Here is a 23,576-nt window from a genome sequence, read left to right as displayed (position 1 = left end):
GGGTCGATGTCCTGTGGGCGATGCTGCGTGACAAGAGGCTGTTCACCTCCGCCCCGCCGGTCACGCAGGCGGCTTGACACGATCATTGAGATTCCTTCGTCGCGAGCGGGTGGGCGAGCGGGCGGGTGGGCGTACGGGTGGGCGTACGGGTGGGCGTACGGGCGGGTGTACGGGCCTACGGGCAGGGTCGGGCGGTGCGACGGCGGTGCGGGCCGTGGCGCGAGCAGGTCAGTTACATGGGCCGGGTCAGTCGAAGGGGATCCGCAGCACGGAGGCGCTGCCCTGGGACTGGGTGGCGCCGGTGCGCAGTTGGGCCGGGGCGTTGCCGAGGGCGGGCCAGACCTCGACCTTGACGGTGCCGTTGCTCAGGTTGGCGAGCGGGGCGCCGGTGGTGGACTGCAGGCCCGCGGCGGCCGCGCCGTAGCGCTCCCAGCCGGGGACGGGGTCGGTGGCGAAGTACCGGTAGGTCTCGGTCCGGTCGACGGTGCCGTTGCCGTCGAAGTCGTAGGAGACGCGGGCCTGTTGGGCCAGGGCGACGGTGGAGCCCGCGTCCACGTACAGGTCGAAGCCGGTGCTGCCGCCGGCCCGCAGGGTGCCGGTGAGGTGGGCGGCGGTGTACGTCAGCGGCTGGTAGGGCGTGCCGTCGTGGTTGGCGCCGCCGCCGGAGGCGATGGTGCTGCTGGTGGCGCCGGTGCCGTAGGCGGTGGTGAGGGTGCCGCCGGGCTGGAGGTAGAGGGTGTCGGCGTGGCTCTGCGGGGCGCTGGGGGAGGCGGACGGGGACGGGGACGCGCTCGCCGACGGGGACGGGGACGGGGAGGAGGAGGGGGACGAAGAGGGCGACGGGGAGGGCGAGTTGGTGGCGCCGCCGGTGCCGCCGTCGGGCTTGGTGCCGCGTTCGGAGGCGGTGGAGCGGGCCGGGACGGTCAGCGCGTAGCCGTCGGAGAAGCGCACGGTGCGGGCGGTGGTGGTGTAGTTGTGCGCCACGTGGGTGCGGGTGGTGCCGTTGGTGAAGACCGCGGCGGTGGGGGTGTCGGCGGTGGTCGCCGGGTCCAGGGTGCCGAGGGTCGCCAGGTTGTAGACCCAGTGGTAGGTGTGGGCCCTGGACTCGCCCTCCTCGGGGGTGTAGCCCGCCTTCCCGGCGTCCCAATCGGCCTTCGCCGCAGCCGGGTTGGTGAGCGCCTCGGCCTCCCACAGCAGGTCGCGCCAGTCGGTGAACGCGCCGCCGTTGCCGGCCTTCAGCTCGGCCAGGTTGGCGGCCAGGTCGTCCTTGCGGCGCGCCAGGTAGAGCGAACCCGAGGTGACGGGGAGGAAGTTGATGCCGTGGATCATGCCGGGTGCGGCGGTCCACCAGGTGGAGTAGGCGGCGCCGGAGCCCCAGACCATGCCGACGGTGGAGTGCTGGAAGGCGGCCGGGAAGACCTGGTGGTCGGCGTCGAACCAGTACTGCTGAACGGCGTTGGCCTCGGTGGTGTACAGGTAGACGCCGAGGTCGCGCAGCGCGGTGTCGCCGGTCGCGGCGCCGAACAGCAGCAGTCCGGCGCTGAAGTTCAGCGACTCGGAGGAGGACTCCTCGTTGTTGCCCGCGGCGAACCCGGCGTGGCCGGAGGCCCAGCCGTGGCCCTCGTACGGGTCGAAGTTGCGCAGCCAGGGGAAGCGGGCGTCGGTGCGGTCGGTGTTGGCGGCGTCCTTGGCCAGCAGCTTGACCATGCCGCCCCACTGCGCGTCCGCGGCCCAGGCGGTGTCGTAGCGGGCGACGGTGGCGGCGGCCTGCACGAAGTAGCCGTAGTGGAAGTGGTGGTCGTTGAGCTCGGCGTCGGTGCCGTAGGAGGCCGGGTAGCCGATCAGGGTCTTCCAGGTGGAGTCGTAGGCGAAGCCGGTCGAGCCGGTGCCCGCGAACCAGGCCTGCAGCTTGCCCTTCATCAGCCCGAGCAGCTTGTCGCGGGCCGCGGTGTCGCCCAACTGGTCGGCGATCGGCACGAGTTGGGCCATCTGGCCGAGCGCCTTGCCGACCCAGTAGGTGTCGGTGGCGCCGTTGAACGGGTCGCTCGCGTCGGAGACCTGGTGCAGGTAGGCGTCGAGCGCGGCGCGGTCGTACGCACCGGCGTCGGGCAGCGAGGGGAGCACGCCGGTGACGGTCTGCACGGTGGAGAAGGACGAGCCCTGGCGGACCTTCATGGTGCCGCGCGGCGAGGTGTAGCTCAGCGCGGTCAGGGCGTCCGGGGCGGCCTGCCACTGCTGCGGGTAGAGCGCGAGCAGGGTGCCGGTGCCGGTGCCCTCCTGGGCGCTGGTGGTGGCGGTGAAGCTGGTGGTGAGCCTGCCCGCGGCCTGGTCGTAGCTCCAGCCGACCTTGGTGTCGGTGACGAAGTTGTAGGCGTACGTGCGGAACTGGGCGAGGTCCGCGGTGGAGGGCAGCAGCGCGACCGAGTAGTAGTCCTTGCTGCCGAGGTTCGCGGTCAGGGTGGTGCCGTTGACGCTCCAGCTGCTGCCGGTGGGCGCGAACAGGCCGTAGTTGTGGCCGCCCACGGTGATGCCGAGCACGCTGCCCTGGTTGCTGAAGACGGTGGGCGCCGAGGCGGTGGTGACCTGCGCGGCGCCGCCGGTGGCGTGCGCGTACACGTAGGGCAGGCCGTGGCCGACGGTGGCGCTGAAGGTGTGCGCGCCGTCCGCCCAGTACGGGGTGACCGTCCAGTCGGACCAGCCGTCGACCTTGGTGTCGGGGGAGTTCAGACCGGCCACGCCGAGGGTGAGGTCCCGGGTGTGGGTGTAGTCGTACTGGCGGCCGTCGGAGGTGATCGTCGGCGTGGTGGGGTAGCCGACCTCCAGGCCCGCGGCCTGGGCCTTGAACGTCATCGGGTGGGCGTACAGGTTCTCCGAGTACGGGTTGCCCGCGTAGCGCTGGTAGATCAGCGAGGACCACCAGTCGTTGGTGGGGGCGGCCTGTCCGGCCATCCGCGGGGTGACCTTGGGGGTGACGGGCGCGCCGTCGGAGTTGCTCGGGCCGACCGTGCCGGCCGGGCGGGCGTCGGCGTAGCCGCCGAGTCCGACCCGGATCGTGGCGGCGGAGGCGCTTCCGGCGGTCAGCGCCGCCGTCAGGGTGGCCGCGGCGGCCAGCGCCAGGGTGGTCAGGGCGGCCGTGGGGCCGCGCAGGGAGCGGAGCTTCATGATCGTGTCCACCTTGAGTGGGGGCGGGCGGTTCAGTATGAGAGCGCTCTCAGCCAGCGGACCGTATTGGTGGGCCTGAAGGGGTGTCAACCGCTCCGACACACACTGATGCGTTCAGAAGTCGAAAGCCCAGGTCGACTCGTTCCGGAGATTACGTTCAGGTTTCGAGGTCTTGACGAGGGAACTTCGGTCCCGGCAGTCTCTCGGCATCGGTTGAGAGCGCTCTCAGAAAATGGGGCGCCCACCGATCGGCACCAGCTTCCCTCTTCGCACTCCACCCACGCTCCCGCCCCGCCTGGAGGCATTCGCATGGCTACCCCGAGAGTCCGCCGCTCCACCGCTGCCCTGGGCAGCACCGTCCTCGCCGCCGCGCTCCTGCTCAGCGCCTGCAGCTCCGGCTCCGGCGGCAGCGGGTCCAAGGACTCCGCCGACGGCAAGGTGACCATCACGGTGGACCTGTTCGGCACCTTCGGGTTCAAGGAGGCCGGGCTCTACGACGAGTACATGAAGCTCCACCCGAACATCACCATCAAGCAGACCGACACCCAGGACGAGGGCCAGTACTGGCAGGCGCTGCAGACCAAGCTCGCGGGCGGCGGCGGCCTCGCCGACATCCAGGGCCTGGAGGTCGGCCGGGTGGCCAGCGTGGTGCAGAAGCAGTCCGACAAGTTCACCGACCTCAAGACGCTCGGCATCGGCGACGTCAACGACGGCCTGGTCCCCTGGAAGGGCGCCGCGGTCAAGACCGCGGACGGCAAGGTCCTCGGCGCGGGCACCGACATCGGCCCCGAGGCGATCTGCTACCGCACCGACCTGTTCAAGGCCGCCGGGCTGCCCACCGACCGCACCGAGCTCGCCGCCAAGTGGTCGACCTGGCAGGGCTACCTCGACCTCGGCAAGCAGTACGCCGCCAAGGCCGAGGCGGGCAACGCCTGGACCGACAGCGCCGCGGGCATGTTCGCCGCCGAGGTCGGCCAGCAGGAGGTCCGCTACTCCGACGCGTCCGGCAAGCCGGTGTACGACAGCAGCCCGGCCGTGAAGACCGCGTGGACTGACGCCACCGCGCTGGTCGCCGACGGCCTGTCCGCCAAGCTCGCCCAGTGGACCCCCGAGTGGAACAAGGCCTTCTCCACCGGCAAGTTCGCCACCCTCTCCTGCCCCGCCTGGATGATCGGCTACATCAAGGGCCAGGCCGGCGACGCGGGCGCGGGCAAGTGGGACATCGCCCCCGGCCCCGGCAAGACCGGCAACTGGGGCGGCTCCTACCTGACCGTGCCGCGCACCGCCAAGCACCCCAAGGAGGCCGCCGAGCTGATCAAGTGGCTGACCGCCAAGGAGCAGCAGGCCACCCTGTTCACCAAGCAGGGCTCCTTCCCGTCCTCCACGGGCGCGCAGGAGGCCATCAAGGACGTCACCGACCCGTACTTCAACAACGCGCCGATCGGCCAGATCTTCAGCGAGTCGGCCGGCGCCATGCCCGCCCAGGTGCTCGGCACCGACGACGGCGTGATCGGCAAGGCGTTCACCGACGCCCTCGGCGAGGTCGAGCGCACCAACACCGCGCCCGACACCGCCTGGAAGCACGCCCTGGACAACGTCAAGAAGGCCAACGGCAACTGACGGAACGTCAGCTCAGGTAGTCAACTCGGGCAGCCCGCCCCGCCGTTGCCCCCAGCGCAACGGCGGGGCCGGGCGGCCCCCGTCGAAGGACCCCGCCCATGGCCCTCAGCTCCACCGCCCGGCTGCCCGCCGCGAAGCCGGGCGAGCCCGCCCGGCCCGCCAAGCGGCCCGGCCGACTGCGCCGCCGGATCGCCCCCTACGGCTTCCTCGCCCCGTTCTTCGGGCTGTTCGCCGCGTTCGGCCTCTTCCCGCTGCTGTACACCGCCTGGGTGTCGCTGCACCGGGTCGAGCTCCAGACCTCCGACCGGATGGACTGGCTCGGCTTCCAGAACTACTCCCGGCTGCTGTCCGACCCGTTCTTCTGGAACGCGCTGCGCAACACCTTCACCATCGGCGTGCTCTCCACCGTCCCGCAGCTGCTGATGGCCCTGGGCCTGGCCCACCTGCTCAACTACAAGCTCCGCGGCCGCACCTTCTTCCGCGTCGCGATGCTGATGCCGTACGCCACCTCGGTCGCCGCCGCGACCCTGGTCTTCGCCCAGCTCTTCGGCCGCGACTACGGGTTGATCAACTGGGTGCTCAGCAGCATCGGCCTGAACCCGGTCGACTGGCAGGCCGACACCTGGGCCTCCCAGTTCGGCGTCTCCGCGATCGTCACCTGGCGCTGGACGGGCTACAACGCACTGATCTACCTGGCCGGCATGCAGTCCATCCCCGGCGAACTGTACGAGTCCGCGGCCGTCGACGGCGCCTCGCGCTGGCAGCAGTTCCGGCACGTCACCATCCCCGGACTGCGCCCCACCATCGTCTTCACCGTGGTCGTCTCCACCATCGGCGCCACCCAGCTGTTCGGCGAACCCCTGCTGTACGAGGGCAACTCCGGCGGCGGCATCTCGCACCAGTACCAGACCCTCGGCCTGTACCTGTACGAGCAGGGCTGGACGTTCTTCCACCTCGGCCGGGCCGCCGCCGTGGCCTGGGTGATGTTCCTGCTGATCGTGCTGCTCGCCCTGCTCAACGCGGCGATCGCCGCCCGCCGCAACCGTACGGACCGGTGACCCGATGACCCACGTGACCACCCAGGTGCTCGACAAGTCCGTTGCGGCGAACGGCGGTTCCGTCCGCTCGGGGAGCCGCAGGGCGCGCTCGCCGCTGCACGGCGGACCGCTCGCCTACGCCGTGCTGATCGGCGCCACCCTGCTCGCCGTCTTCCCGTTCTACTGGACGCTGGTCGCCGCCAGCCGCTCCAACTCCGAACTCAGCGGCGCCACGCCCGCGTTGACGCCCGGGCCGAACCTGTTCCACAACATCGGCGAGGCCCTGCAGCAGGCCGAGATCGGCAAGGCGCTGCTCAACTCGCTGATCGTGGCCACCGTGGTCACCGCGGGCGTGGTGCTCTCCTCCACGCTCGCCGGGTTCGCCTTCGCCAAACTCCGCTTCCGCGGCCGCGGCGCGCTGCTCGCGCTCACCGTCGGCACCATGATGATCCCGCCGCAGCTCGGCGTGATCCCGCTGTTCATGGTGATCGTCAAGCTCGACCTGCAGAACAAGCTGCCCTCGGTGATCCTGCCCTCGCTGGTCTCCGCGTTCGGCGTCTTCTTCATGCGCCAGTACCTGGTGCAGGCCCTGCCGGACGAGCTCGTCGAGGCCGGACGGATGGACGGCGCCTCGCTGCTGCGGATCTTCCGCTCGATCGTGCTGCCCGTCGCCCGCCCCGGCATGGCCGTGCTCGGCATGCTCACCTTCATGGCCACCTGGAACGACTTCTTCTGGCCGATCGTCGCCCTCAGCTCCCAGAACCCCACCGTCCAGGTCGCGTTGAAGTCGCTCGGCCAGGGCTACGTCCCCGACCAGTCCGTGGTGATGGCCGGCACCCTGATCGGCACCCTGCCCGTCCTGGTGGTGTTCGGCCTGCTCGGCCGACAGATCGTCGGCGGCATCATGCAGGGCGCCGTCAAGGGCTGACGCCTTCTGCCCCGTTGGGATGACACACCCTCAACTCCTTTGGATGGAACGCGACATGACCGTCGACACTCTCCCCATGACCACTTCCTCCCCCGCCGCCGCGCCCGCCCGCTTCCCGGCCGGATTCGTCTGGGGCGCCGCCACCGCCGCGTACCAGATCGAGGGCGCCGCCGACCAGGACGGCCGCACCCCCTCCATCTGGGACACCTTCGCCCGCCGCCCCGGTGCCGTCCGCAACGGCGACACCGGCGACATCGCCGCCGACCACTACCACCGCTACCGCGACGACGTCGCCCTGATGTCCGAACTCGGCCTGCGCGCCTACCGGTTCTCGCTCGCCTGGCCGCGCGTCCAGCCCGGCGGCCGCGGCCCCGCCAACGAAGCCGGACTCGACTTCTACGACCGCCTCGTCGACGAACTCCTCGCCACCGGCATCACCCCCGTCGCCACCCTCTACCACTGGGACCTGCCCCAGGAACTGGAGGACGAGGGCGGCTGGACCAACCGCGACACCGCGTACCGCTTCGCCGAGTACGCGCACCTCGCCGCCCGCCGCCTCGGCGACCGCATCCCCACCTGGACCACCCTCAACGAGCCCTGGTGCAGCGCCTTCCTCGGCTACGGCAACGGCGTCCACGCCCCCGGCCGCACCGACCACGCCGCCGCCCTCGCCGCCCACCACCACCTGCTGCTCGCCCACGGCCTCGGCACCGCCGCGCTGCGCGCCGAACTCCCCGACACCGCACAGGTCTCGCTCACCCTCAACCTGGCCGCCGTCCGCCCGCTGTCCACCGACCCCGCCGACCTCGACGCCGCCCGCCGGATCGACGGCCTCGCCAACCGGATCTTCCTCGACCCGGTGTTCCGCGGCAGCTACCCCGAGGACGTCCTCGCCGACACCGCGCACGTCACCGACTGGTCCTTCGTCCAGGACGGCGACCTCGCCGAGATCTCCCGCCCCATCGACTCGCTGGGCATCAACTACTACACGCCCACCGTCGTCGCGGCGGAACAGGAGCAGGCCCCGGAGGCCGACCCGGAAGCCCGGCGCGGCGACGGCCACCAGGGCGGCAGTCCCTGGCCCGCCGACCAGGGCATCCGCTTCCTGCCCGCCCCCGGCACCCGCACCGCCATGGGCTGGCCGGTCGACGCCGACGGCCTCTACGAACTCCTCACCCGCCTGCGCGACGACCTCCCCGGCGTCCCGCTGCTGGTCACCGAGAACGGCGCCGCCTACGAGGACTACACCGACCCCAGCGGCGCCGTCCACGACCCCGAGCGCATCGACTACCTGCACACCCACCTCGCCGCCGTCCACCGCGCCATCACCGACGGCGCCCCGGTCCGCGGCTACTTCCTGTGGTCGCTGCTCGACAACTACGAATGGGCGTACGGCTACAGCAAGCGCTTCGGCATCGTGCACGTCGACTTCGCCAGCCAGCGCCGCACCCCCAAGGACAGCGCCCACTGGTACGCCCGGGTCATCCGGGACGGGGCGCTGCCGGAGTAACGGTCCGTTGGGAGTGGGGCGGCGGGGCCGCCCCGCCGCCACTGTGCGTCCCGGGGCCAGTGTGCGCCCCGGGGCGCCGGGGCGCGGGGCGGGTGTTCGGGCGATGAGGTGATGAGGTGACGGCTCGTCTGCTCGGGTGAGTGGTTACTTGCCGGTTCGTGCAGGTCGACGTTACTTTGGCGGCTCGCGGCAGCTCGGGCGAGCGAAATCCTGTTCGATTCAGCGGATTTCGGGGCGGCCGAGCGGGATGCTGCTCGGGCGAGCAAGGAGAGGTGTCGTCGTGGGGCGGACGTTCATCGAGTCGGCGCGGCGTCGGCAGATCGTGGGGGCGGCCATCGAGGTGATCGCCGACTCGGGGTACGGCAAGGCCTCGTTCGCGAGGATCGCCAAGCAGGCCGGGTTGAGCAGCACGGGCATGATCTCGTACCACTTCGAGGGCAAGGACGACCTGCTGCGCGAGGTGGTGACGGAGGTGTTGCGGGTCCTGGAGGAGTACACCCGGCCGCGGATCGACGCGGAGACCGGGCTGCGGGCCCGGATGCGCGCCTACATCGAGTCGAACGTCGAGCTGGCCGCTGCGCACCCGCGTGAACTGGCCGCGCTGGTGGAGATCCTGAACGGTCACGGCGACGGTGACGGTGAGGGTGAGGGCGGGGGCGGGGGTGGAGGTGGAGGCGCCGAAGGGGGCCAGGTGGGGGTGAGTCGGCGGGCCGTGCTGGAGCGGCAGGAGCGGGTGGTGCGGGAGGCGCAGGCGGACGGGGAGTTCGGATCGTTCGACGCCCGGGTGCTGGTGACGGCCATGCGCGGGGCGATCGACGCGCTCCTGGTACGGCTGCTGCGCGAACCCGGGGCGGACGTGGCCGCGAGCGCCCGGGAGCTGGCCGACCTGTTCGACCGGGCGGTGTTCCCGGCCGCGGCGGAGCCCTGCATGGCGGCGCACCGGCTGCCCGGCGCATGGGAAGAGTGACCACCGACTCCTTTGGCAAGCAGTGGAGTTGGCCGGTTCGGAAAATGCGGTGACGGCGGGGGCGGGACGTCCCTAGACTCTGCTCGCTGGAGAACGCCCGGGCCGATCGGCCGACTGGGCGCACCGTGACGTCGAGAGGGAGGGACCAGTCGTGCGTGGCACCGCTGCTGTCGTTCCCCCGTCGCGGTTCGAGGTGATCCTGGTGTCCCGGGCGGGCCGGTGCCCGCTGCGCGGCCGGCGCCGGTAGGAGCTGCGAGCTCCCGTTCGACCCCGTGATCCCTCCCTCCCGTTCCGCGTGCCGTCCGGCACGTCAGGCGCCCCGGTGGCGCGGCGGCTCGGTCGGGGTGCGGTCGGGGCGGCGGTCGTCGCTCGCGGCGCCGTGAATCGCGCTGCCGATTCCAGGAGCGAACTCCGAAGGGCCACGGGCCATGCGTACCGACCTCGTCACCACTGCCGTCACCACTGCCACTGCCACTGCCACCGCCGCCGTTGCCACTGCCGCCGCTGTTGCCGATCCGGCGATCGGCGTGGTCCGCAACCTGGGCATCCTCGCCCACGTGGACGCCGGGAAGACCACCGTCACCGAGCGGGTCCTCTTCCTGACCGGGGAGACCCACAAGCGCGGCGAGGTCCACGACGGCACCACCGTCACCGACTTCGACCCGCAGGAGCGCGACCGCGGCATCACCATCTTCGCGGCGGCCGTCAGCTGCCAGTGGGACGGCCACCTGCTCAACCTGATCGACACCCCCGGCCACGTCGACTTCGCGGACGAGGTGGAGCGCTCGCTGCGGGTGCTGGACGGCGCGGTGGCCGTGTTCGACGCCGTCGCCGGGGTCGAGCCGCAGAGCGAGTCGGTGTGGCGGCAGGCGGACCGGCACGGCGTGCCGCGGATCGCGTTCGTCAACAAGATGGACCGGCCCGGCGCCGACCTGGACGCCGCCGTCGCCTCCATCCGGGAGAAGCTCCACCCGGTGCCGCTGGCCGTGCAGGTGCCGATCGGCCGGGAGGGCGGGTTCGCGGGCGTGGTCGACCTGGTCGAGCTGCGCGCGCTGACCTGGCCGGACGGTGCCGCGCCCGGTGAAGGCGTCCAAGTCGGCGAGATCCCGCAGGAGTTGGCAGCGGAGGCGGCCCAGCGGCGGCAGGCCCTCGCGGAGGCGGTGGCCGAACTGCACCCCGCCGCGCTGGAGGAGTACTGCACCACCGGCACCCTCGCGTCCGGCACGCTCGTCGGTGCGCTGCGCCAACTCACCGGTAGCGGACAGGCGGTGGTGGTGCTGTGCGGCTCCGCGTACCGCAACCGCGGCATCGAGCCGCTGCTGGACGCGGTGACCGCGTACCTGCCGTCGCCGCTGGACGTCCCGCCGGTGCGCGGGGAGTTCGACGGGGCGCCGCAGGAGCGTGCCGCCGACACTCAACAACCGTTCGCCGCACTGGTGTTCAAGGTCTCCGCGAGCACCACCGGCCGACTCAGCAGCCTGCGGATCTACTCCGGCACGCTACGGAAGGGGGACACCGTGCTCGACGCGCGCACCGGACGCACCGAGCGGATCGGCCGGATCCTGCGGGTGCAGGCCGACCGGCACACCGAGACCGACACCGCGGTGGCCGGGGACATCGTCGCCGTGGTCGGCGCGAAGGGCGCCAAGGTCGGCACCACGCTGTGCGCCCCGAACGCCCCGCTGGTGCTCGAACCGGCCGTCGCCGCCGACCCGGTGGTGACCGTCGCGGTCGAGGCCCGCCGCTCGGTGGACAGCGACCGGCTGGCCGCCGCACTGGCCCGACTCACCGAGGAGGACCCGTCCCTGGTGGTCGGCAGCGACCCGGAGAGCGGGCAGCGGACGCTGTCCGGCATGGGCGAACTGCACCTGGAGGTCGCGGTGGAGAAGCTGCGCCGCGCCGGGCTGGAGGTCGCCGTCGGACGGCCGGAGGTCGCCTACCGGGAGACCCTCTCCGCGGCGGTCACCGGCCTCGTCCTGCGGCACGTCAAGCAGGACGGCGGCTCCGGCCAGTTCGCGCACGTCGTGGTCGACGTCGCCCCGCTCGGCGAACCCGGCACGGACGGCTTCGAGTTCCGTTCCACCGTCACCGGCGGGCGCGTCCCGCAGGAGTTCGTGCAGGCCGTCGAGGCGGGCTGCCGGGACGCCCTCGCGGACGGCCCGCTCGGCCACCCGGTCACCGGCGTCCGGGTCACCCTCACCGACGGGGCGACCCACGTCAAGGACTCCTCCGACCTGGCGTTCCGCACCGCCGGACGGCTCGCCCTGCGCGAGGCGCTGCGGCGCGGCGGCCCGCTGCTGCTGGAGCCCGTCGTCGAGCTGGTCGCGACGGTGCCGCCGGACGGCGTCGGCGGCGTCCTCGGCGACCTGTCCGCCCGTCGCGGCCGGGTGCACGGCTCCGAGCCGCGCGGCGGCAGCGCGGTGCTGACGGCGACCGTTCCGCTGGCCGAACTCTTCGGCTACGCGGGCACGTTGCGCGGCCGCACGCAGGGCCGGGGCACCTTCACCACCCGGCCCGCCGGGTACGCCCCGGCGCCGCGGGCGCAGCAGTAGCGGCCCGGCCGGGCCCCGTTCCGCTGCTTCGGTGGGACGGGGGCCCGGCTTTGGGTCTGGGTTCGGGGCCGGGTCTAGGTTCGGGTCCGGGACCGGGCCCGGGTTCTCGGGCCCGGGGTCAGTGCAGCCAGCCGCGTTCGGCGGCGCGGGCTCCGGCCTGGAAGCGGCTGCGGGCGCCGAGCACCTCCAGCGCTTCGGCGGTCAGCCGTCGCACGGTGCGTTCGGAGACGCCGAGCTTCCGGGCCACGACCATGTCGGTGTCGCCCTGCTGGAGGATCCGCAGCAGGGCGTAGTGCTGCGCCGTCATGCCGTTCAGGTCGCGTCCCCGGGGGTGGCAGAGCGGTGCGGCGCTGTGCCACAGCCCGTCGAACAGCGCGCACAGCGCGGCGACCGGCCCTCGTCCGTGCAGCACGGTGGCGGTGTCCGCGCGCTCAGGGTCGAGCGGCAGCAGAGCGGTCTCCCGGTCCAGCACGACCAGGCGCAGCGGCAGTGCGGGTGCGGTGCGGACCTGTCCGCCGAGCCCGACCAGGCGGCGGGCGTGCTCCACGGTGGGCGGGTGGCGGCGTACCGCGTCGGTGAACAGGGTGCGCAACTCGACTCCCCGGCCCAGTAGTTCGGCGCTCAGCGACTCGCCCAGCGGGCCTGTTGCCGGTCCGTCCGGTCCGTCCGGTTCGCCCGGTCCGCCCGGCCTGTTCCGCTCGTCCGGTGCGTTCGCCGGTCCGCCACCGGGGGAGAGGACCAGGACCTGGGCGGACGTTCCCGCGCCGAGTTCGGCCAGGCGGGTGCGGATCGCGTCCGCCCCGATCAGGTGTTCCGTCCTGGTGTGGTGGCGCTCGGAGTCGGCCTCGGCGCGCAGTTGGCCGAAGGCTGCCCGCGCCCGCTCGAACTCCTGTCGCCGGGAGAGCAGTTCGGCCTCGCGGCGGGACAGCAGGGCGGCCAGGCCGAGTTCCGGCACCACCGGGTGGAGGTGCGACGGGTCGTCCCAGGACGGCCGGAGCAGTTCGAGGTCGGCCAGTTCGGCGCGGGCGGAGCGCAGTTGCTCCGGTGCGAGCCCGAGGCGGGCGGTCAGTTCGGCGTCCGCCGCCCGTGGGGTGCGCAGCAGTTCGCGGTACAGCCGACCGGCCGGGTCGCTCAGGCCGAACGCCTGGAGGGCGACGGGCATCTCAGCCGACGCCAGGGGTGCGACGGCCGGACCAGGTCACCGTGTGCATCGCCGCCGTTCCTCCGTCAGCCCGTTCGACCAGTCTGGGGTAGGTCTAGACCATTGGGGTGCCCGGTGTCAAAGGGTGCGGGCCGCGGCCGGTGGCCCCGGCCGGAGCCGACGGCACGGGGTTCGGACACCGTCGGACCTGGCGGGCGGTCCAACCGCTGGTCGGGCGGGCTGACGGAGGTTCGGGCGGACGGGGTTCGGGCGGACGGGGTTCGGGTCGGAGGAGGTCCGGGCGGCGGTCAGTAGGTGAGCAGGCCCGGGTCGGAGAGCGACGGGGCGCCGGTCTCGACGTGTCCGGCCAGGCGGCGGACGAAGTCGGCGCTCCGGTCGGAGGTGACGGTGAGGTCGTACCAGCGGTGGCAGGCGGAGAGGTCGACGGTCAGGGTGACGGTGCTGCCGCGGCGGACGGTGACGGCCTGCGGGGCCCCGGCGTAGGCGTTGGTGACGGTGAGGACGGCGTCGGCCCCGGCCGGGTTGGTGAAGGTCAGGGCGAGGTTGCCGGTGGCGGCGTCGTGGCGGGCGGTGACCTCGGGGCCCGCGGTCTTGCCGGGGTTGCGGAAGCGCCGCAGGAAGCCGTTCGGTCCGAACACGGTGAGGTCGGTGACGCCCTTGGAGTAGCTGGTGTTCCAGGCGTCGGAGACGGACTTCCCGGCCTCGGCGGTGTACGTCCACGGCCCGTCGGTGCGGTTCGCCGAGGTGACCAGGAACTGGGCGCCCGCGGCCGGTCCGCCGCTGAACGCGAGGGCGTACTTTCCGGTCGACACGTCGGCCGAACCGTCCACGTACGGCGCGTACTTGAGCGGACGGGTGGGCTTGGCCCCGGCCTCCTGCCGCGGCATGACACCGGTAGCGGGCGGGGCCGGGACGTAGTCGGGGTGCCGGTTGCGGTCGGCGGGCAGGTAGGCGGCGGTGGACGGCAGCGCGGCCGGGGCGGGGTTGCTCGCGGTGAAGTCGAAGGCGGAGGTGAGGTCGCCGCAAATGGCGCGCCGCCAGGGGGAGATGTGCGGTTCCACGACGCCGAAGCGCCGCTCGACGAAGCGGATGATCGAGGTGTGGTCGAAGGTCTCCGAGCAGGTGTAGCCGCCGGTGCTCCACGGCGAGACCACCAGCATCGGCACCCGCTGCCCGAGGCCGTACGGCCCGGCGGCGTAACTCCCGTTGCCCGCGAACCAGTCGGCGCTCGTGGTGACCGTGGACAGGCCCCGGTCGGCGGAGGCGGGCGGGAACGGCGGCACCACGTGGTCGAAGAAGCCGTCGTTCTCGTCGTAGGTCACGAACAGCGCGGTGCGGGCCCACACGTCCGGGTTCGAGGTGAGCGCGTCCAGCACCTGCGAGACGTACCAGGCGCCGTAGTTCGCAGGCCAGTTGGGGTGCTCGGTGTACGCCTCGGGGGCGACGATCCAGGAGACCTGCGGCAGCGTCCCGGCCGCGACGTCCCGGCGCAGCTGGTCGAACAGGCCGTCGCCCGCCTTGGCGTTCGTGCCGGTGCGGGCCTTCTCGTACAGTGCGTCGCCGGGCTTGGCGTTGCGGTAATTGTTGAAGTAGAGAAGGGAGTTGTCGCCGTAGTTGCCGCGGTGGGCGTCACTGATCCAGCCCCAGGAACCGGCCGCGTCCAGGCCGTCGCCGACGTCCTGGTAGATCCGCCAGGAGACACCGGCCGCCTCCAGCCGCTCCGGGTAGGTCGTCCAGGAGTAGCCCGCCTCCTGGTTGCCCAGCACCGGGCCGCCGCCGGTCGCGTCGTTGCCGGTGTGACCCGTCCACATGTAGTAGCGGTTCGGGTCGGTGGAGCCGATGAACGAGCAGTGGTAGGCGTCGCACAGCGTGAACGCGTCGGCCAGCGCGTAGTGGAACGGGATGTCCTGCCGGGTCAGGTACGCCATCGTGGTCGCGGTCTTGGCCGGGACCCACTGGTCGTACCTGCCGCCGTTGAACGCCTTGTGGCCGCCCGCCCAGTCGTGGTTGAGGTCCTGGACGAACTGCATCCCGAGGTCGTTCACCTGCGGCCGGAACGGCAGGATCTCCTTCTTCGCGCTGTTCGCCTGGTACCAGACCGGCTTCCCGCTCGGCAGCGTCACCGGCCGCGGGTCGCCGAAGCCGCGCACCCCCTTCATCGCGCCGAAGTAGTGGTCGAAGGACCGGTTCTCCTGCATCAGCACCACGATGTGCTGCACGTCCTGGATGGTGCCCGTACTGCCCTGCGGGGCGATCGACGCGGCCCGCGCGATGCTGGGCGCCAACGCCGAGAACGCCAGGCTCGCACCGGCCAGTTGGAGGAAACGACGCCGATTCGGTTCGACAGCAGCCATGGGTGACACGACCTCTACGGGGTGAGGGGCGGAGGGAGGGCGCCCCCAGGACAGCGCCCCCGGGGTACCGCCCGTCGTCCCGTTCGTGACCGGGCGGCGTACGTCGGGCGAACGCATCGAGTTGTTCGGACAAGTCCACCCGGTTCGGTCGCACCGGCGGTGGGCGGCCACCGGCGGTGGGTGGCCACCAGGGGCGGGTCACCAGGGGCGGGTCACCAGTGGCGGGCGGCGGCCAGCAGGTGCTCCCGGACGGTGGCGAGGTGGGGGTTCGGGGCGGCTTCCGGACGGTGCACCAGGTACGCGGTGTTGATCGGCGGGTCGTCCGGCAGCAGCAGCGGGACGAGCGCGCCGGACGCCAACTCGTCCCGGCACAGGTACGCGGGCAGGACGCTCCAGCCCGCGCCGGCCACCAGCGCCGCGCGCACCGCCCGCAGGTCGGGCACCGTGACCGCGGCCCGGGCGTGCAGCCGACGGCCGAAGACGTGCCGCCAGTAGCGGCGGACGATCGGCAGGTCCTCGGCGTAACTGACCAGTGGCAGCCGGGGGAGCACGGTGGCCAACTCGGCCGCGTCCGCCGCCGGTGCGCCTTCTGCTGGTGCGCCTTCTGCCGGTGCGCCTTTCGCCGGTGCGCCTTTCACCGGGTCGGCAACCGTCGGGTCGGCAACCGTCGGGCGGTCCGCCCAGTCGGGGGCGGCGAGCAGGACGAACTCCTCGTCGGCGAGCGGCACGGCGGTCAGTGCCCGGCCGGTCGGGCGGCGGGTGGAGAGCACCAAGTCGTGGCGTCCGGAACGGAGTTCGTCCAGCAGCGGGTCGGTCAGTCCGGTGGCGATCCGCAACCGCACCCCGGCCGCGACCAGCGGGGCGAGCGCGGGCAGCACCAGCGTGCCGAGCAGCTCGGCGGGCCCGGCCAGGTGCACCGGCTCGGCCGTCGGCCGCTGCTCCGTCGCGTCCGCCAGCCGGTCCAGCGGCTCGGAGACCCGCGCGGCCAGCTCGTCCGCCGCGGGCAGCGCCGCCGCGCCGCGGGCCTGCCGCTCGAACAGCTCCCGCCCCTGCCGCCGCTCCAGCGCGCGGACCTGGGCGGTCACCGTCGACTGCGACAGGCCGAGCCGACGGGCGGCGGCGGTGAACGAGCCCAGGCGGTACACCGCGAGGAAGGTGCGCAGCTGGTTGAGGTCCGGCGGCTCGGCGATGGGTGGCGGGAGTGCGGTGGCGGCGGGTGCCGGAGGCTTGGTGGCGGCGGGCGGCAGGTGGTCGTCCATCGGGCGAGCGTACTGCCGGAGCGGGAGGACGAGGCATCGGACAACCGATGGGTGCCATCGGCGTGCTCATTGGATACCGATGGCTCGTCCGGTCTACGGTCGGGGTGCAAGCACGACGCACCAGCCCGCTCCCCGGAGGAACGCGAGATGTCGAAGATCCTGTTCGTGATGACCGGCGCCGACCGCTGGACCCTCAATGACGGCACCGAACACCCCACCGGCTACTGGGCGGAGGAGGCCGCCGCCCCGTACCGCGCCCTGCGCGGGGCCGGCCACCAGGTGGTCGTCGCCACGCCCGGCGGCGTCGTCCCGCCCGTCGACCCGGCCAGTCTCGGACCCGACGCCAACGGCGGCGCCGAGCAGGCCCGCGAACTCGCCGACACCCTGGCCGAGATGACCGAACTCGACCGGCCGCTGGCCATCGCCGACGTCGACCTCGACGACTACGACGCCGTCCTCTACCCCGGCGGGCACGGCCCGATGGAGGACCTCGCCCGGGACGCCGACTCCGGCCGCCTGCTCGTCCGCGCCCTCGCCTCGGGCAAGCCCCTTGCCGTGGTCTGCCACGGCCCGGCCGCCCTGCTCGCCGCCGTCGACCCGGCCACCGGCCGCAACGCCTTCGCCGGTCGCCGCATCGCCGCCTTCACCGATGCCGAGGAGACCCTGGCCGGCCTCGCCGACCGGGCCCCGTGGCTCCTCCAGACCCGCCTCGCCGAAGCGGGTCTCCTCCTCGACACCGCCGCCCCCTGGACCCCGCACGTCGTCGTCGACGGCAACCTGGTGACCGGCCAGAACCCGGCCTCCTCGGCCCCGCTGGCGCAGGAGCTGCTGAAGCAACTGGGCTGAGGCGGACCGGAGTCGGTCGGTCACTCGGCTACCCCGGTCACTCGGCTGCCTGGGTGGTGGGCTACCCGGGCGGTGGGCTACCCCGGGCGGTGGGCCGCCCGAGGGGGCGAGCTGCCCGGGCAGCCGGGTGCCGGGCGGCACGCTCAGGCGGCGGTGATCGGGCGGACGGTGGTGTGCGTGGCGGTGAGGGCGGCGGTGTGGGTGGTGACGAGGTGGCGGAGGGTGCGGTCGGTGGCCGGGTCGGCGGGGGTGAGGGTGAAGAGGTGGTGGGGGCCGGTGGTGAGGATGTCGTAGTGGAGGCGGAGTTCGCCCGCCTCGGGGTGGCGGACGCGCTTGGTGCCGGTGGAGCGTTCGAGCACGGTGTGGTCGTTCCACCAGAGGGTGAACTCGTGGCTGTGGGAGCGGAGTTCGGTGATCAGCGCGGCCAGCTGGGGGTCGTCGGGGTGGCGGGCGGCGGCGGTGCGGAGGTGGCCGACGGTCTCGCGGGCGACCCGGGTCCAGTCGAGCTGGGCGGTGCGGGTGGCCGGGTCGCGGAAGAGCATGCGGGCGGTGTTGCCGGCGAGCCCGCTGCCGAACCCGGGGCCGAACAGGGCGCGGGCGGCCGCGTTGTGGGCCAGCACGTCGAGCCGGTGGTCGGTCAGGTAGGCGGGGAACAGTGGTATGCCGTCCAGGAGTTGGCGCAGCGACGTGCGGACGTCAGCGGGCTGCCGGGAGCTGCCCGCGGGGAGGACGGGGGTCTCCCCGCGGGCGAGCAGGTGCAGGTGCCGGTGCTCGTCCGCGGTGAGGCGCAGGGCCTCGGCGAGGGCGTCCAGGACGGCGGTGCCCGGGGTGCCGACCCGTCCCTGCTCCAGGCGTACGTACCACTCGACGCTCACGGCGGCGAGCTGGGCGACCTCCTGGCGGCGCAGCCCCGGGGTGCGGCGGCGCGGCCCGCGCGGCAGCCCGGCCTCCTCGGGCTGCAGGCGGGCGCGCTTGGCCCGGAGGAAGGCGGCCAGCTCGGCCTGGCGGGGCGGTACGTGCTCGGTCATGCCCCCGATCATCGGCGCCGGTCGGGGCGGACGTCCAGCGCCGAGGCTGGTACGCCGAGTGCCAGCATCCGGAAGGTCTCCCCGGGGTGCGGGCGGCGGGCGAGAGTGGGCGTCGCACGCCAGAGCGTGCCAGAGCACGCCGAACCCGACGACCGCTGGGAGATTCCGCGCCATGTCACGTTCCGCCCGCACCGCCCCTGCTTCCTCTTCGCCTCCTGCCCCGTCTTCGTCTCCGGCTCCGGCTCCGTCCGCTGTGCTGCGGTCGCGCCCGTTCCGTGCCGCAGCCGTCCTGTTGTCCGCTGCAACTGCCCTGACACTGCTGGGAGTCGGCGATTCGAGTGCCCGAGTGCGCGGCGAGGTGGGGGACTTCGGACGGGTCTCGGTCCGGGCCGGGGTCCCGGCGGGGGCGGCGCAGTTCACCGTGAGCAGCCCCGACCTGGCCAACGGCCGTTTCCCGGACGCGAACTGGGCGAACTCGTTCGGCTGCGACGGCGGCAACCAGCCGCTGCGGCTGAACTGGCGCGGTGCCCCGGCCGGGACCAAGAGCTTCGCTGTCACCATGTTCGACCCGGACGCGCCGACCGGTTCCGGATTCTGGCACTGGCTGGTCTGGGACGTGCCCGCCACCACCACCGGCCTGTCGCAGACCCCGCCGACCGGTGCGGTGGTCGGCACCAACGCGGCCGGTGCGCAAGGCTACTTGGGCCCGTGCCCGCCGGTCGGCGACCGCACCCACCGCTACCGGATCACCGTCTACGCCCTGGACACGCCGAGCCTGGCGCTGCCCGCCGCCACGCCGCCGACCGTCACCGCGTTTACGATGGGCAGCCACATCATCGGATACGCGCAGACCACGGCGCTGGCCGCCCGGTGAACTCGCCCCGAAGGGCTGCCGGTTGACGGCGCCGGGCGGTTGGCGGCGCGGATCAGTTGACGGCGCTGGTCAGTTGATGGTGGTGAGGCGCAGGCCGCCGTCGGCCTCCAGGACGGTGCCGGTGAGGTTGCGGTTGGTCGCGGCGAGCACGACCACCTCGGCGACGTCCTCCGCGGAGGCGATCCGTCGGGTCGGCAACTGGGCGGCAGCCTGGGCGAAGTAGGCCTCCCGGGCGTCCTGCGGCAGGCCGCTCCACCACGGGGTGTCGACCAGGCCGGGGGAGACGGCGTTGATCCGGCGCGGGGCCAACTCCACGGCCAGCGGCCGGACCATCGCCTCCAGGGCCCCGTTCACCGCGGCCAGTCCGGCGGTGCCCGGCATGCCGGTGCGCGCCGAGATCGCGGTGACCAGGGTGACCGATCCGCTCTCGGACAGGTGCGGCAGTGCGGCCTGCACCGTGGTCAACTGCCCCCAGAACTTGGCCTCGAAGGCGCCGTGCAGGGCGCCGAGGTCGAGTTCCGCGAACGGTCCCGCGCCCTCGGCGCCGCTCAGTGCGACCACCAGCCAGTCCAGGGTGCCGATGGTCTCCAGGACTTCGGTGACCTGTTCGCGGTCGCCGCCGTCCGCCCGGTGCCCGATCAGCTCCGGGTCGCTCACCGCGAGCGCCTCCAGGCGCTCCTTGCTGCGGCCCGCCACGTGCACCACGGCACCCTCGGCGCGCAGTTGGCGGGCGGTGGCCAGCCCGATGCCGGAGGTGCCGCCGACGACCAGTGCAGTGCGCTCGCTCATGTGTGCTCTCTCCCCAGGTGTTCCGTGGACGTGCGTTCCGTCGACGTGCGTTCGTCGGTCCGGGCGAGCCGCCGGTCCGCAATTTCGAACCGCGACGTCTCGTCTCGAATTAAGGTAGCGTGGACGCCGTGATCGAGCAAGCGAACCGAGAACCGGCCGAACCGGCCGACGAGACGTCAACTCCCGTACGGCCGGGCCGCCGACGCAGCGAGGAGAGCCGCCGCGCGATCCTCGCCGCCGCGTACGAGCTGCTCGGCGAGGCCGGGTACGCCCGCCTCACCGTCGAGGGCATCGCCGCCCGGGCCAGCACCGGCAAGCAGACCGTCTACCGCTGGTGGCCCGGCAAGGCCGACGTCCTGCTCGAAGCGCTCACCGCCCACGCCCGCCGGCGCATCCCGCTGCCCGACACCGGCGACCACGCCGCCGACCTGCACGCCTTCCTCGCCGCCACCTTCGCCGCCGCCACCCCACCCACCGGCGACGCCCTGCGCGCCCTGATGGCCGAGGCCCAGATCGACCCCGCCTTCGGCGAACGCTTCCGCGACACCCTGCTGAACCCGCGCCGCGAAGCCCTCGGCACCCTGCTCGCCCGTGCCCACGCCGCCGACGCCCTCGCCCCCCAGCTCACCCCCGCCACCGCCGTCGACCTCGCCTTCGGCCTCCTCTGGTACCGGCTGCTCGCCACCCGCGAACCCCTCGACGACCGGCTCGCCGCGCTCCTCACCTGCACCCTGCTGCGAGCCTGAGGCGCGGGGGCGCGGGGGCGCGGGGGCACGGGAACGCGGGGCGTCCATGGTGCGTCGCCCCCGGGCGTCGCCGCGGAATGTTGCCGGAGGATGTCCACCCGTACCCCGCCCGCACGGCCGTCGAACGGCTGGACGAGCATGGCGGGGTGCCCACCGAAACACCCTCCCGCCCGTCCCCGCCGCCCCGACCCGCCCCGACGGGGCTGCGCCGCCTCACCCGCGGAGCCTTCGCCGACCTCACCCCGCTGCGGCAGAGCCCCGACTACCGGCGGCTCTGGTTCGGGCAGACCGTCTCCTCGATCGGCCAGCAGATGACCGCCCTCGCGGTCGGCATCCAGGTCTTCGACCTCACCGGGTCCACCTTCCTCACCGGACTGGTCGGCATCTGCTCCCTGGTGCCACTGGTCGTCTTCGGCCTCTACGGCGGCGCCATCGCCGACCGCGTCGACCGCCGCCGCCTCGGCCTGATCGGCTCCGGCGGCCTCGCCGCCGTCTCCGCGCTGCTCGCCGCCCAGGCCCTGCTCGACCTCGGCTCCATCGTCCTGCTCTACGTCGCCGTCGCCCTCCAGGGCGGCTTCTTCGCGGTCAGCTCGCCCGCCCGCTCCTCGATGATCCCGCGGCTCGTCCCGCGCGAGCAGCTGCCCGCCGCCAACGCCCTCAACACCGTCGGCATGAACCTCGGCCAGACCGTCGGCCCGCTCCTCGGCGGCGTCGCCGTCGCCGCGTACGGCGCGCAGAGCGCCTACCTGATCGACACCGTCGCCTTCGCCGCCACCCTCTACGCGATGTGGCGCCTGCCCGCGATGCGCCCGCAGACCACCACCGGCAAGCGCGCCACCGTCCTCGACGGCCTGCGCTTCCTGCGCAGCCGGCCCAACCTGCGGACCTCCTTCGCCGCCGACCTCGCCGCCATGATCTTCGGCCTCCCGCGCGCCCTCTTCCCCGCGATCGTCCTCCCCTTCTACGGCGGCGACGCCGGCACCGTCGGCCTGCTCGCCGCCGCCCCCGCCATCGGCGCCCTCGCGGGCGGCCTCTTCTCCGGCTGGATCGGCCGCATCCACCGCCACGGCGTCGCCGTCCTCGCCTCCGTCGCCGCCTGGGGCCTCGCCATCGCCGCCTTCGGCGTCGTCCACAACCTCCCGCTCGGCCTGCTCCTGCTCGCCGCGGCCGGCTGCGCCGACACCGTCTCGATGATCTTCCGCAACACGATGATGCAGGTCGCCGCCCCCGACGAAATGCGCGGACGCCTCCAGGGCATCTTCATCGTCGTCGTCGCAGGCGGCCCCCGCCTCGGCGACTTCGAATCCGGCACCGTCGCCACCCTCACCAGCCCCACCGTCTCCATCCTCACCGGCGGCCTCGCCTGCGTCGCCGCCGTCCTCTACCTCGCCGCCCGCCGCCCCGCCTTCCTCCGCTACGACGCCCGCCACCCCACCCCCTGACCACCCGCGACCCCACCCACCCGCCACACCCCCGAAACCTGGCAGCGAGCACCCCCCGACGTGCTGTATTGTTTTCCACGTCGCCGAGAGATCGGGGGCAAGGTCAGAAAGCCAAGGAGCCCACCAGGGCCACCGGGCGGACGACCACGGGACGTGGCGCAGCTTGGTAGCGCACTTGACTGGGGGTCAAGGGGTCGCAGGTTCAAATCCTGTCGTCCCGACCGGCGTTTACGCAGGTCGGAGGCCGTTTTCGCTGAACAGCGGAGACGGCCTTTTGCTGTAGTGGTCGCAGTGTGGTCGTGAACGCTCGTTAACGCCATGCTCCGAGGGTACGTCCTACGCTCGTGAGCGCCTTGGGGTGACGTTCTCTCCTCGGTAGGCGAGATGAGCGCGGCTGGCGGGTCGTTCGGGCTTGGTTCGGCGTCGGAGTGGCGTTGATTCTTCTGTGGGCGGGCAGGCCTGTGAGACCCGGGGCATCCGCTTGTGGGCGGTCGCTTGAGGAGACGTCAGCTGTGGACCGGCTGCCCGGTGTTTTGCGTGCCCCTGGTGTAGCGCGCGACTGCGTAGCCGTCAGGCGGCGTGGCTGAAGAGCGGGGTTGGTGCAGCGCCGCTGGGGGCGGGGGTGTCAACGCCATGCGCGCGGGCCTCGACGAGGCGGAGTCTGTCTTCGATGGTGTGGACTGCGGCCATGGCGACGTCCCAGGTGAGGTGGCTGTAGATGTTCGCGGTGGTCGACAGGGTGGAGTGCCGCAACGTCTTCGAGATGGCCTTCCAGGGCGAGGGTGGCGGCGAGGTGTCGCAGGTCGTGGATGGTGACGTGGGGGAGTCCGGCCTGCTCGCGTAGCTCGTGGAAGCGCCGGCGGACCGCGGCCGGGTGGAGGGGCTTGCCGTCCGCGCCCTGGAAGACGTGGCCGTTGACGGTGGCGGTGCTCCGGCGACGCGCTCGGACAGGGGCACCCAGTTGCGGCTCTTCTTCGTCTTCGGTGCGGTCAGGACGAGTTCGTGGTTGTCGATCGCGGACAGCGTGTGGCGTATGAACATGACGCGCTCGTCGATGCGAACGCAGGGACGTTGAAGGCCGAGTGCCTCTCCCAGCCGTAGCCCGGTGCCGATGATGCTCTCGAAGAGGTCGGCGAAGGCGGGGTCGACGTTTCGGCAGTGGGCGAGGAAGTCGACGGCCTGCTCCGCGCTCCAGGGCACTCGCTCGTCGGCGCGGGGCCGGCGCATGGGCAGGGGCTGGGCCGCGTTGAAGGGGAGCCGGTGGGTGCGGACGGCGCTGCCCAGGGCGCTGGAGAGCGTG

At 72.9% G+C, this 23,576-nt stretch carries 16 protein-coding genes, 1 tRNA gene and 1 pseudogene; 11 read left to right on the top strand and 7 right to left on the bottom strand.

Annotation, left to right across the window (positions count from 1 at the left end):
• Positions 1-246: 246 nt before the first annotated feature.
• Positions 247-3,162, bottom strand: coding sequence for a glycosyl hydrolase (locus tag OO57_RS33435; RefSeq protein WP_033256518.1), 2,916 nt, complete (start codon positions 3,160-3,162; stop codon positions 247-249).
• Positions 3,163-3,471: 309 nt separating this feature from the next.
• Here OO57_RS33435 and OO57_RS33430 point away from each other — a divergent pair, with 309 nt between their 5' ends.
• The 6 genes from OO57_RS33430 (at position 3,472) to fusA (ending at position 11,776) form a co-directional block, all read left to right on the top strand.
• Positions 3,472-4,782, top strand: a complete 1,311-nt coding sequence (locus OO57_RS33430) for an extracellular solute-binding protein (RefSeq protein WP_033256517.1) — start codon at positions 3,472-3,474, stop codon at positions 4,780-4,782.
• Positions 4,783-4,880: 98 nt separating this feature from the next.
• Positions 4,881-5,840: a carbohydrate ABC transporter permease gene (locus tag OO57_RS33425; RefSeq protein WP_033256516.1), complete on the top strand. Its 960-nt coding sequence runs from the start codon at positions 4,881-4,883 to the stop codon at positions 5,838-5,840.
• Between the two features lie 4 nt (positions 5,841-5,844).
• Entirely contained in the window at positions 5,845-6,747 is a 903-nt protein-coding gene (locus OO57_RS33420; protein ID WP_033256515.1) for a carbohydrate ABC transporter permease, read from the top strand.
• 76 nt (positions 6,748-6,823) lie between these two features.
• The gene (locus tag OO57_RS33415) at positions 6,824-8,257 is read left to right on the top strand and encodes a GH1 family beta-glucosidase (protein WP_033256526.1); all 1,434 of its coding nucleotides are present in this window, start codon (positions 6,824-6,826) and stop codon (positions 8,255-8,257) included.
• A 280-nt stretch (positions 8,258-8,537) separates the two neighbouring features.
• Positions 8,538-9,224, top strand: a complete 687-nt coding sequence (locus OO57_RS33410; RefSeq protein ID WP_234337616.1) for a TetR/AcrR family transcriptional regulator — start codon at positions 8,538-8,540, stop codon at positions 9,222-9,224.
• 428 nt (positions 9,225-9,652) lie between these two features.
• Positions 9,653-11,776 (top strand): elongation factor G, encoded by a 2,124-nt coding sequence (gene fusA, locus OO57_RS33405; RefSeq protein WP_234337615.1) that lies wholly within the window; start codon positions 9,653-9,655, stop codon positions 11,774-11,776.
• 118 nt (positions 11,777-11,894) lie between these two features.
• Here the strand turns inward: fusA and OO57_RS33400 are convergent, their stop codons facing one another.
• The 3 genes from OO57_RS33400 to OO57_RS33390 form a co-directional block, all read right to left on the bottom strand.
• Positions 11,895-12,938, bottom strand: a complete 1,044-nt coding sequence (locus OO57_RS33400) for a hypothetical protein (protein WP_033256514.1) — start codon at positions 12,936-12,938, stop codon at positions 11,895-11,897.
• 287 nt (positions 12,939-13,225) lie between these two features.
• Positions 13,226-15,292 (bottom strand): phosphocholine-specific phospholipase C, encoded by a 2,067-nt coding sequence (locus tag OO57_RS33395; RefSeq protein WP_033256513.1) that lies wholly within the window; start codon positions 15,290-15,292, stop codon positions 13,226-13,228.
• 212 nt (positions 15,293-15,504) lie between these two features.
• Complete coding sequence (locus tag OO57_RS33390) at positions 15,505-16,551, bottom strand: LysR family transcriptional regulator (RefSeq protein WP_051778576.1); 1,047 nt, start codon at positions 16,549-16,551, stop codon at positions 15,505-15,507.
• 147 nt (positions 16,552-16,698) lie between these two features.
• Between OO57_RS33390 and OO57_RS33385 the strand changes: the two genes are divergently transcribed.
• The gene (locus OO57_RS33385) at positions 16,699-17,397 is read left to right on the top strand and encodes a type 1 glutamine amidotransferase domain-containing protein (RefSeq protein ID WP_033256512.1); all 699 of its coding nucleotides are present in this window, start codon (positions 16,699-16,701) and stop codon (positions 17,395-17,397) included.
• A gap of 143 nt (positions 17,398-17,540) precedes the next feature.
• Here OO57_RS33385 and OO57_RS33380 read toward each other — a convergent pair whose 3' ends face one another.
• The gene (locus tag OO57_RS33380) at positions 17,541-18,425 is read right to left on the bottom strand and encodes a helix-turn-helix transcriptional regulator (protein WP_234337614.1); all 885 of its coding nucleotides are present in this window, start codon (positions 18,423-18,425) and stop codon (positions 17,541-17,543) included.
• Between the two features lie 346 nt (positions 18,426-18,771).
• Here OO57_RS33380 and OO57_RS33375 point away from each other — a divergent pair, with 346 nt between their 5' ends.
• Positions 18,772-19,299, top strand: a complete 528-nt coding sequence (locus OO57_RS33375) for a YbhB/YbcL family Raf kinase inhibitor-like protein (protein ID WP_051778575.1) — start codon at positions 18,772-18,774, stop codon at positions 19,297-19,299.
• A 69-nt stretch (positions 19,300-19,368) separates the two neighbouring features.
• On the opposite strand, the gene OO57_RS33370 is transcribed toward OO57_RS33375, so the two are convergent.
• The gene (locus OO57_RS33370; protein ID WP_033256511.1) at positions 19,369-20,088 is read right to left on the bottom strand and encodes an SDR family oxidoreductase; all 720 of its coding nucleotides are present in this window, start codon (positions 20,086-20,088) and stop codon (positions 19,369-19,371) included.
• A 128-nt stretch (positions 20,089-20,216) separates the two neighbouring features.
• Here OO57_RS33370 and OO57_RS33365 point away from each other — a divergent pair, with 128 nt between their 5' ends.
• The 3 genes from OO57_RS33365 to OO57_RS33355 all read left to right on the top strand — a co-directional run bounded on the left by OO57_RS33365 (position 20,217) and on the right by OO57_RS33355 (position 22,497).
• On the top strand, positions 20,217-20,834 hold the full coding sequence (locus tag OO57_RS33365; RefSeq protein WP_033256520.1) for a TetR/AcrR family transcriptional regulator: 618 nt from the start codon (positions 20,217-20,219) through the stop codon (positions 20,832-20,834).
• A 146-nt stretch (positions 20,835-20,980) separates the two neighbouring features.
• The gene (locus OO57_RS33360) at positions 20,981-22,276 is read left to right on the top strand and encodes an MFS transporter (RefSeq protein WP_081974147.1); all 1,296 of its coding nucleotides are present in this window, start codon (positions 20,981-20,983) and stop codon (positions 22,274-22,276) included.
• 147 nt (positions 22,277-22,423) lie between these two features.
• Positions 22,424-22,497: transfer RNA gene (locus OO57_RS33355), tRNA-Pro, on the top strand.
• A 349-nt stretch (positions 22,498-22,846) separates the two neighbouring features.
• On the opposite strand, the pseudogene OO57_RS43145 reads toward OO57_RS33355, so the two are convergent.
• Positions 22,847-23,576: pseudogene (locus OO57_RS43145) on the bottom strand (site-specific integrase); the annotation flags it as partial.

Source organism: Kitasatospora phosalacinea (assembly GCF_000717185.1).
In the GTDB taxonomy this organism is placed as follows: Bacteria; Actinomycetota; Actinomycetes; order Streptomycetales; family Streptomycetaceae; genus Kitasatospora; species Kitasatospora phosalacinea_A.
The sequence above is the reverse complement of the archived record's forward strand: the minus strand, read 5'-3'. Positions and strand labels throughout refer to the sequence as shown.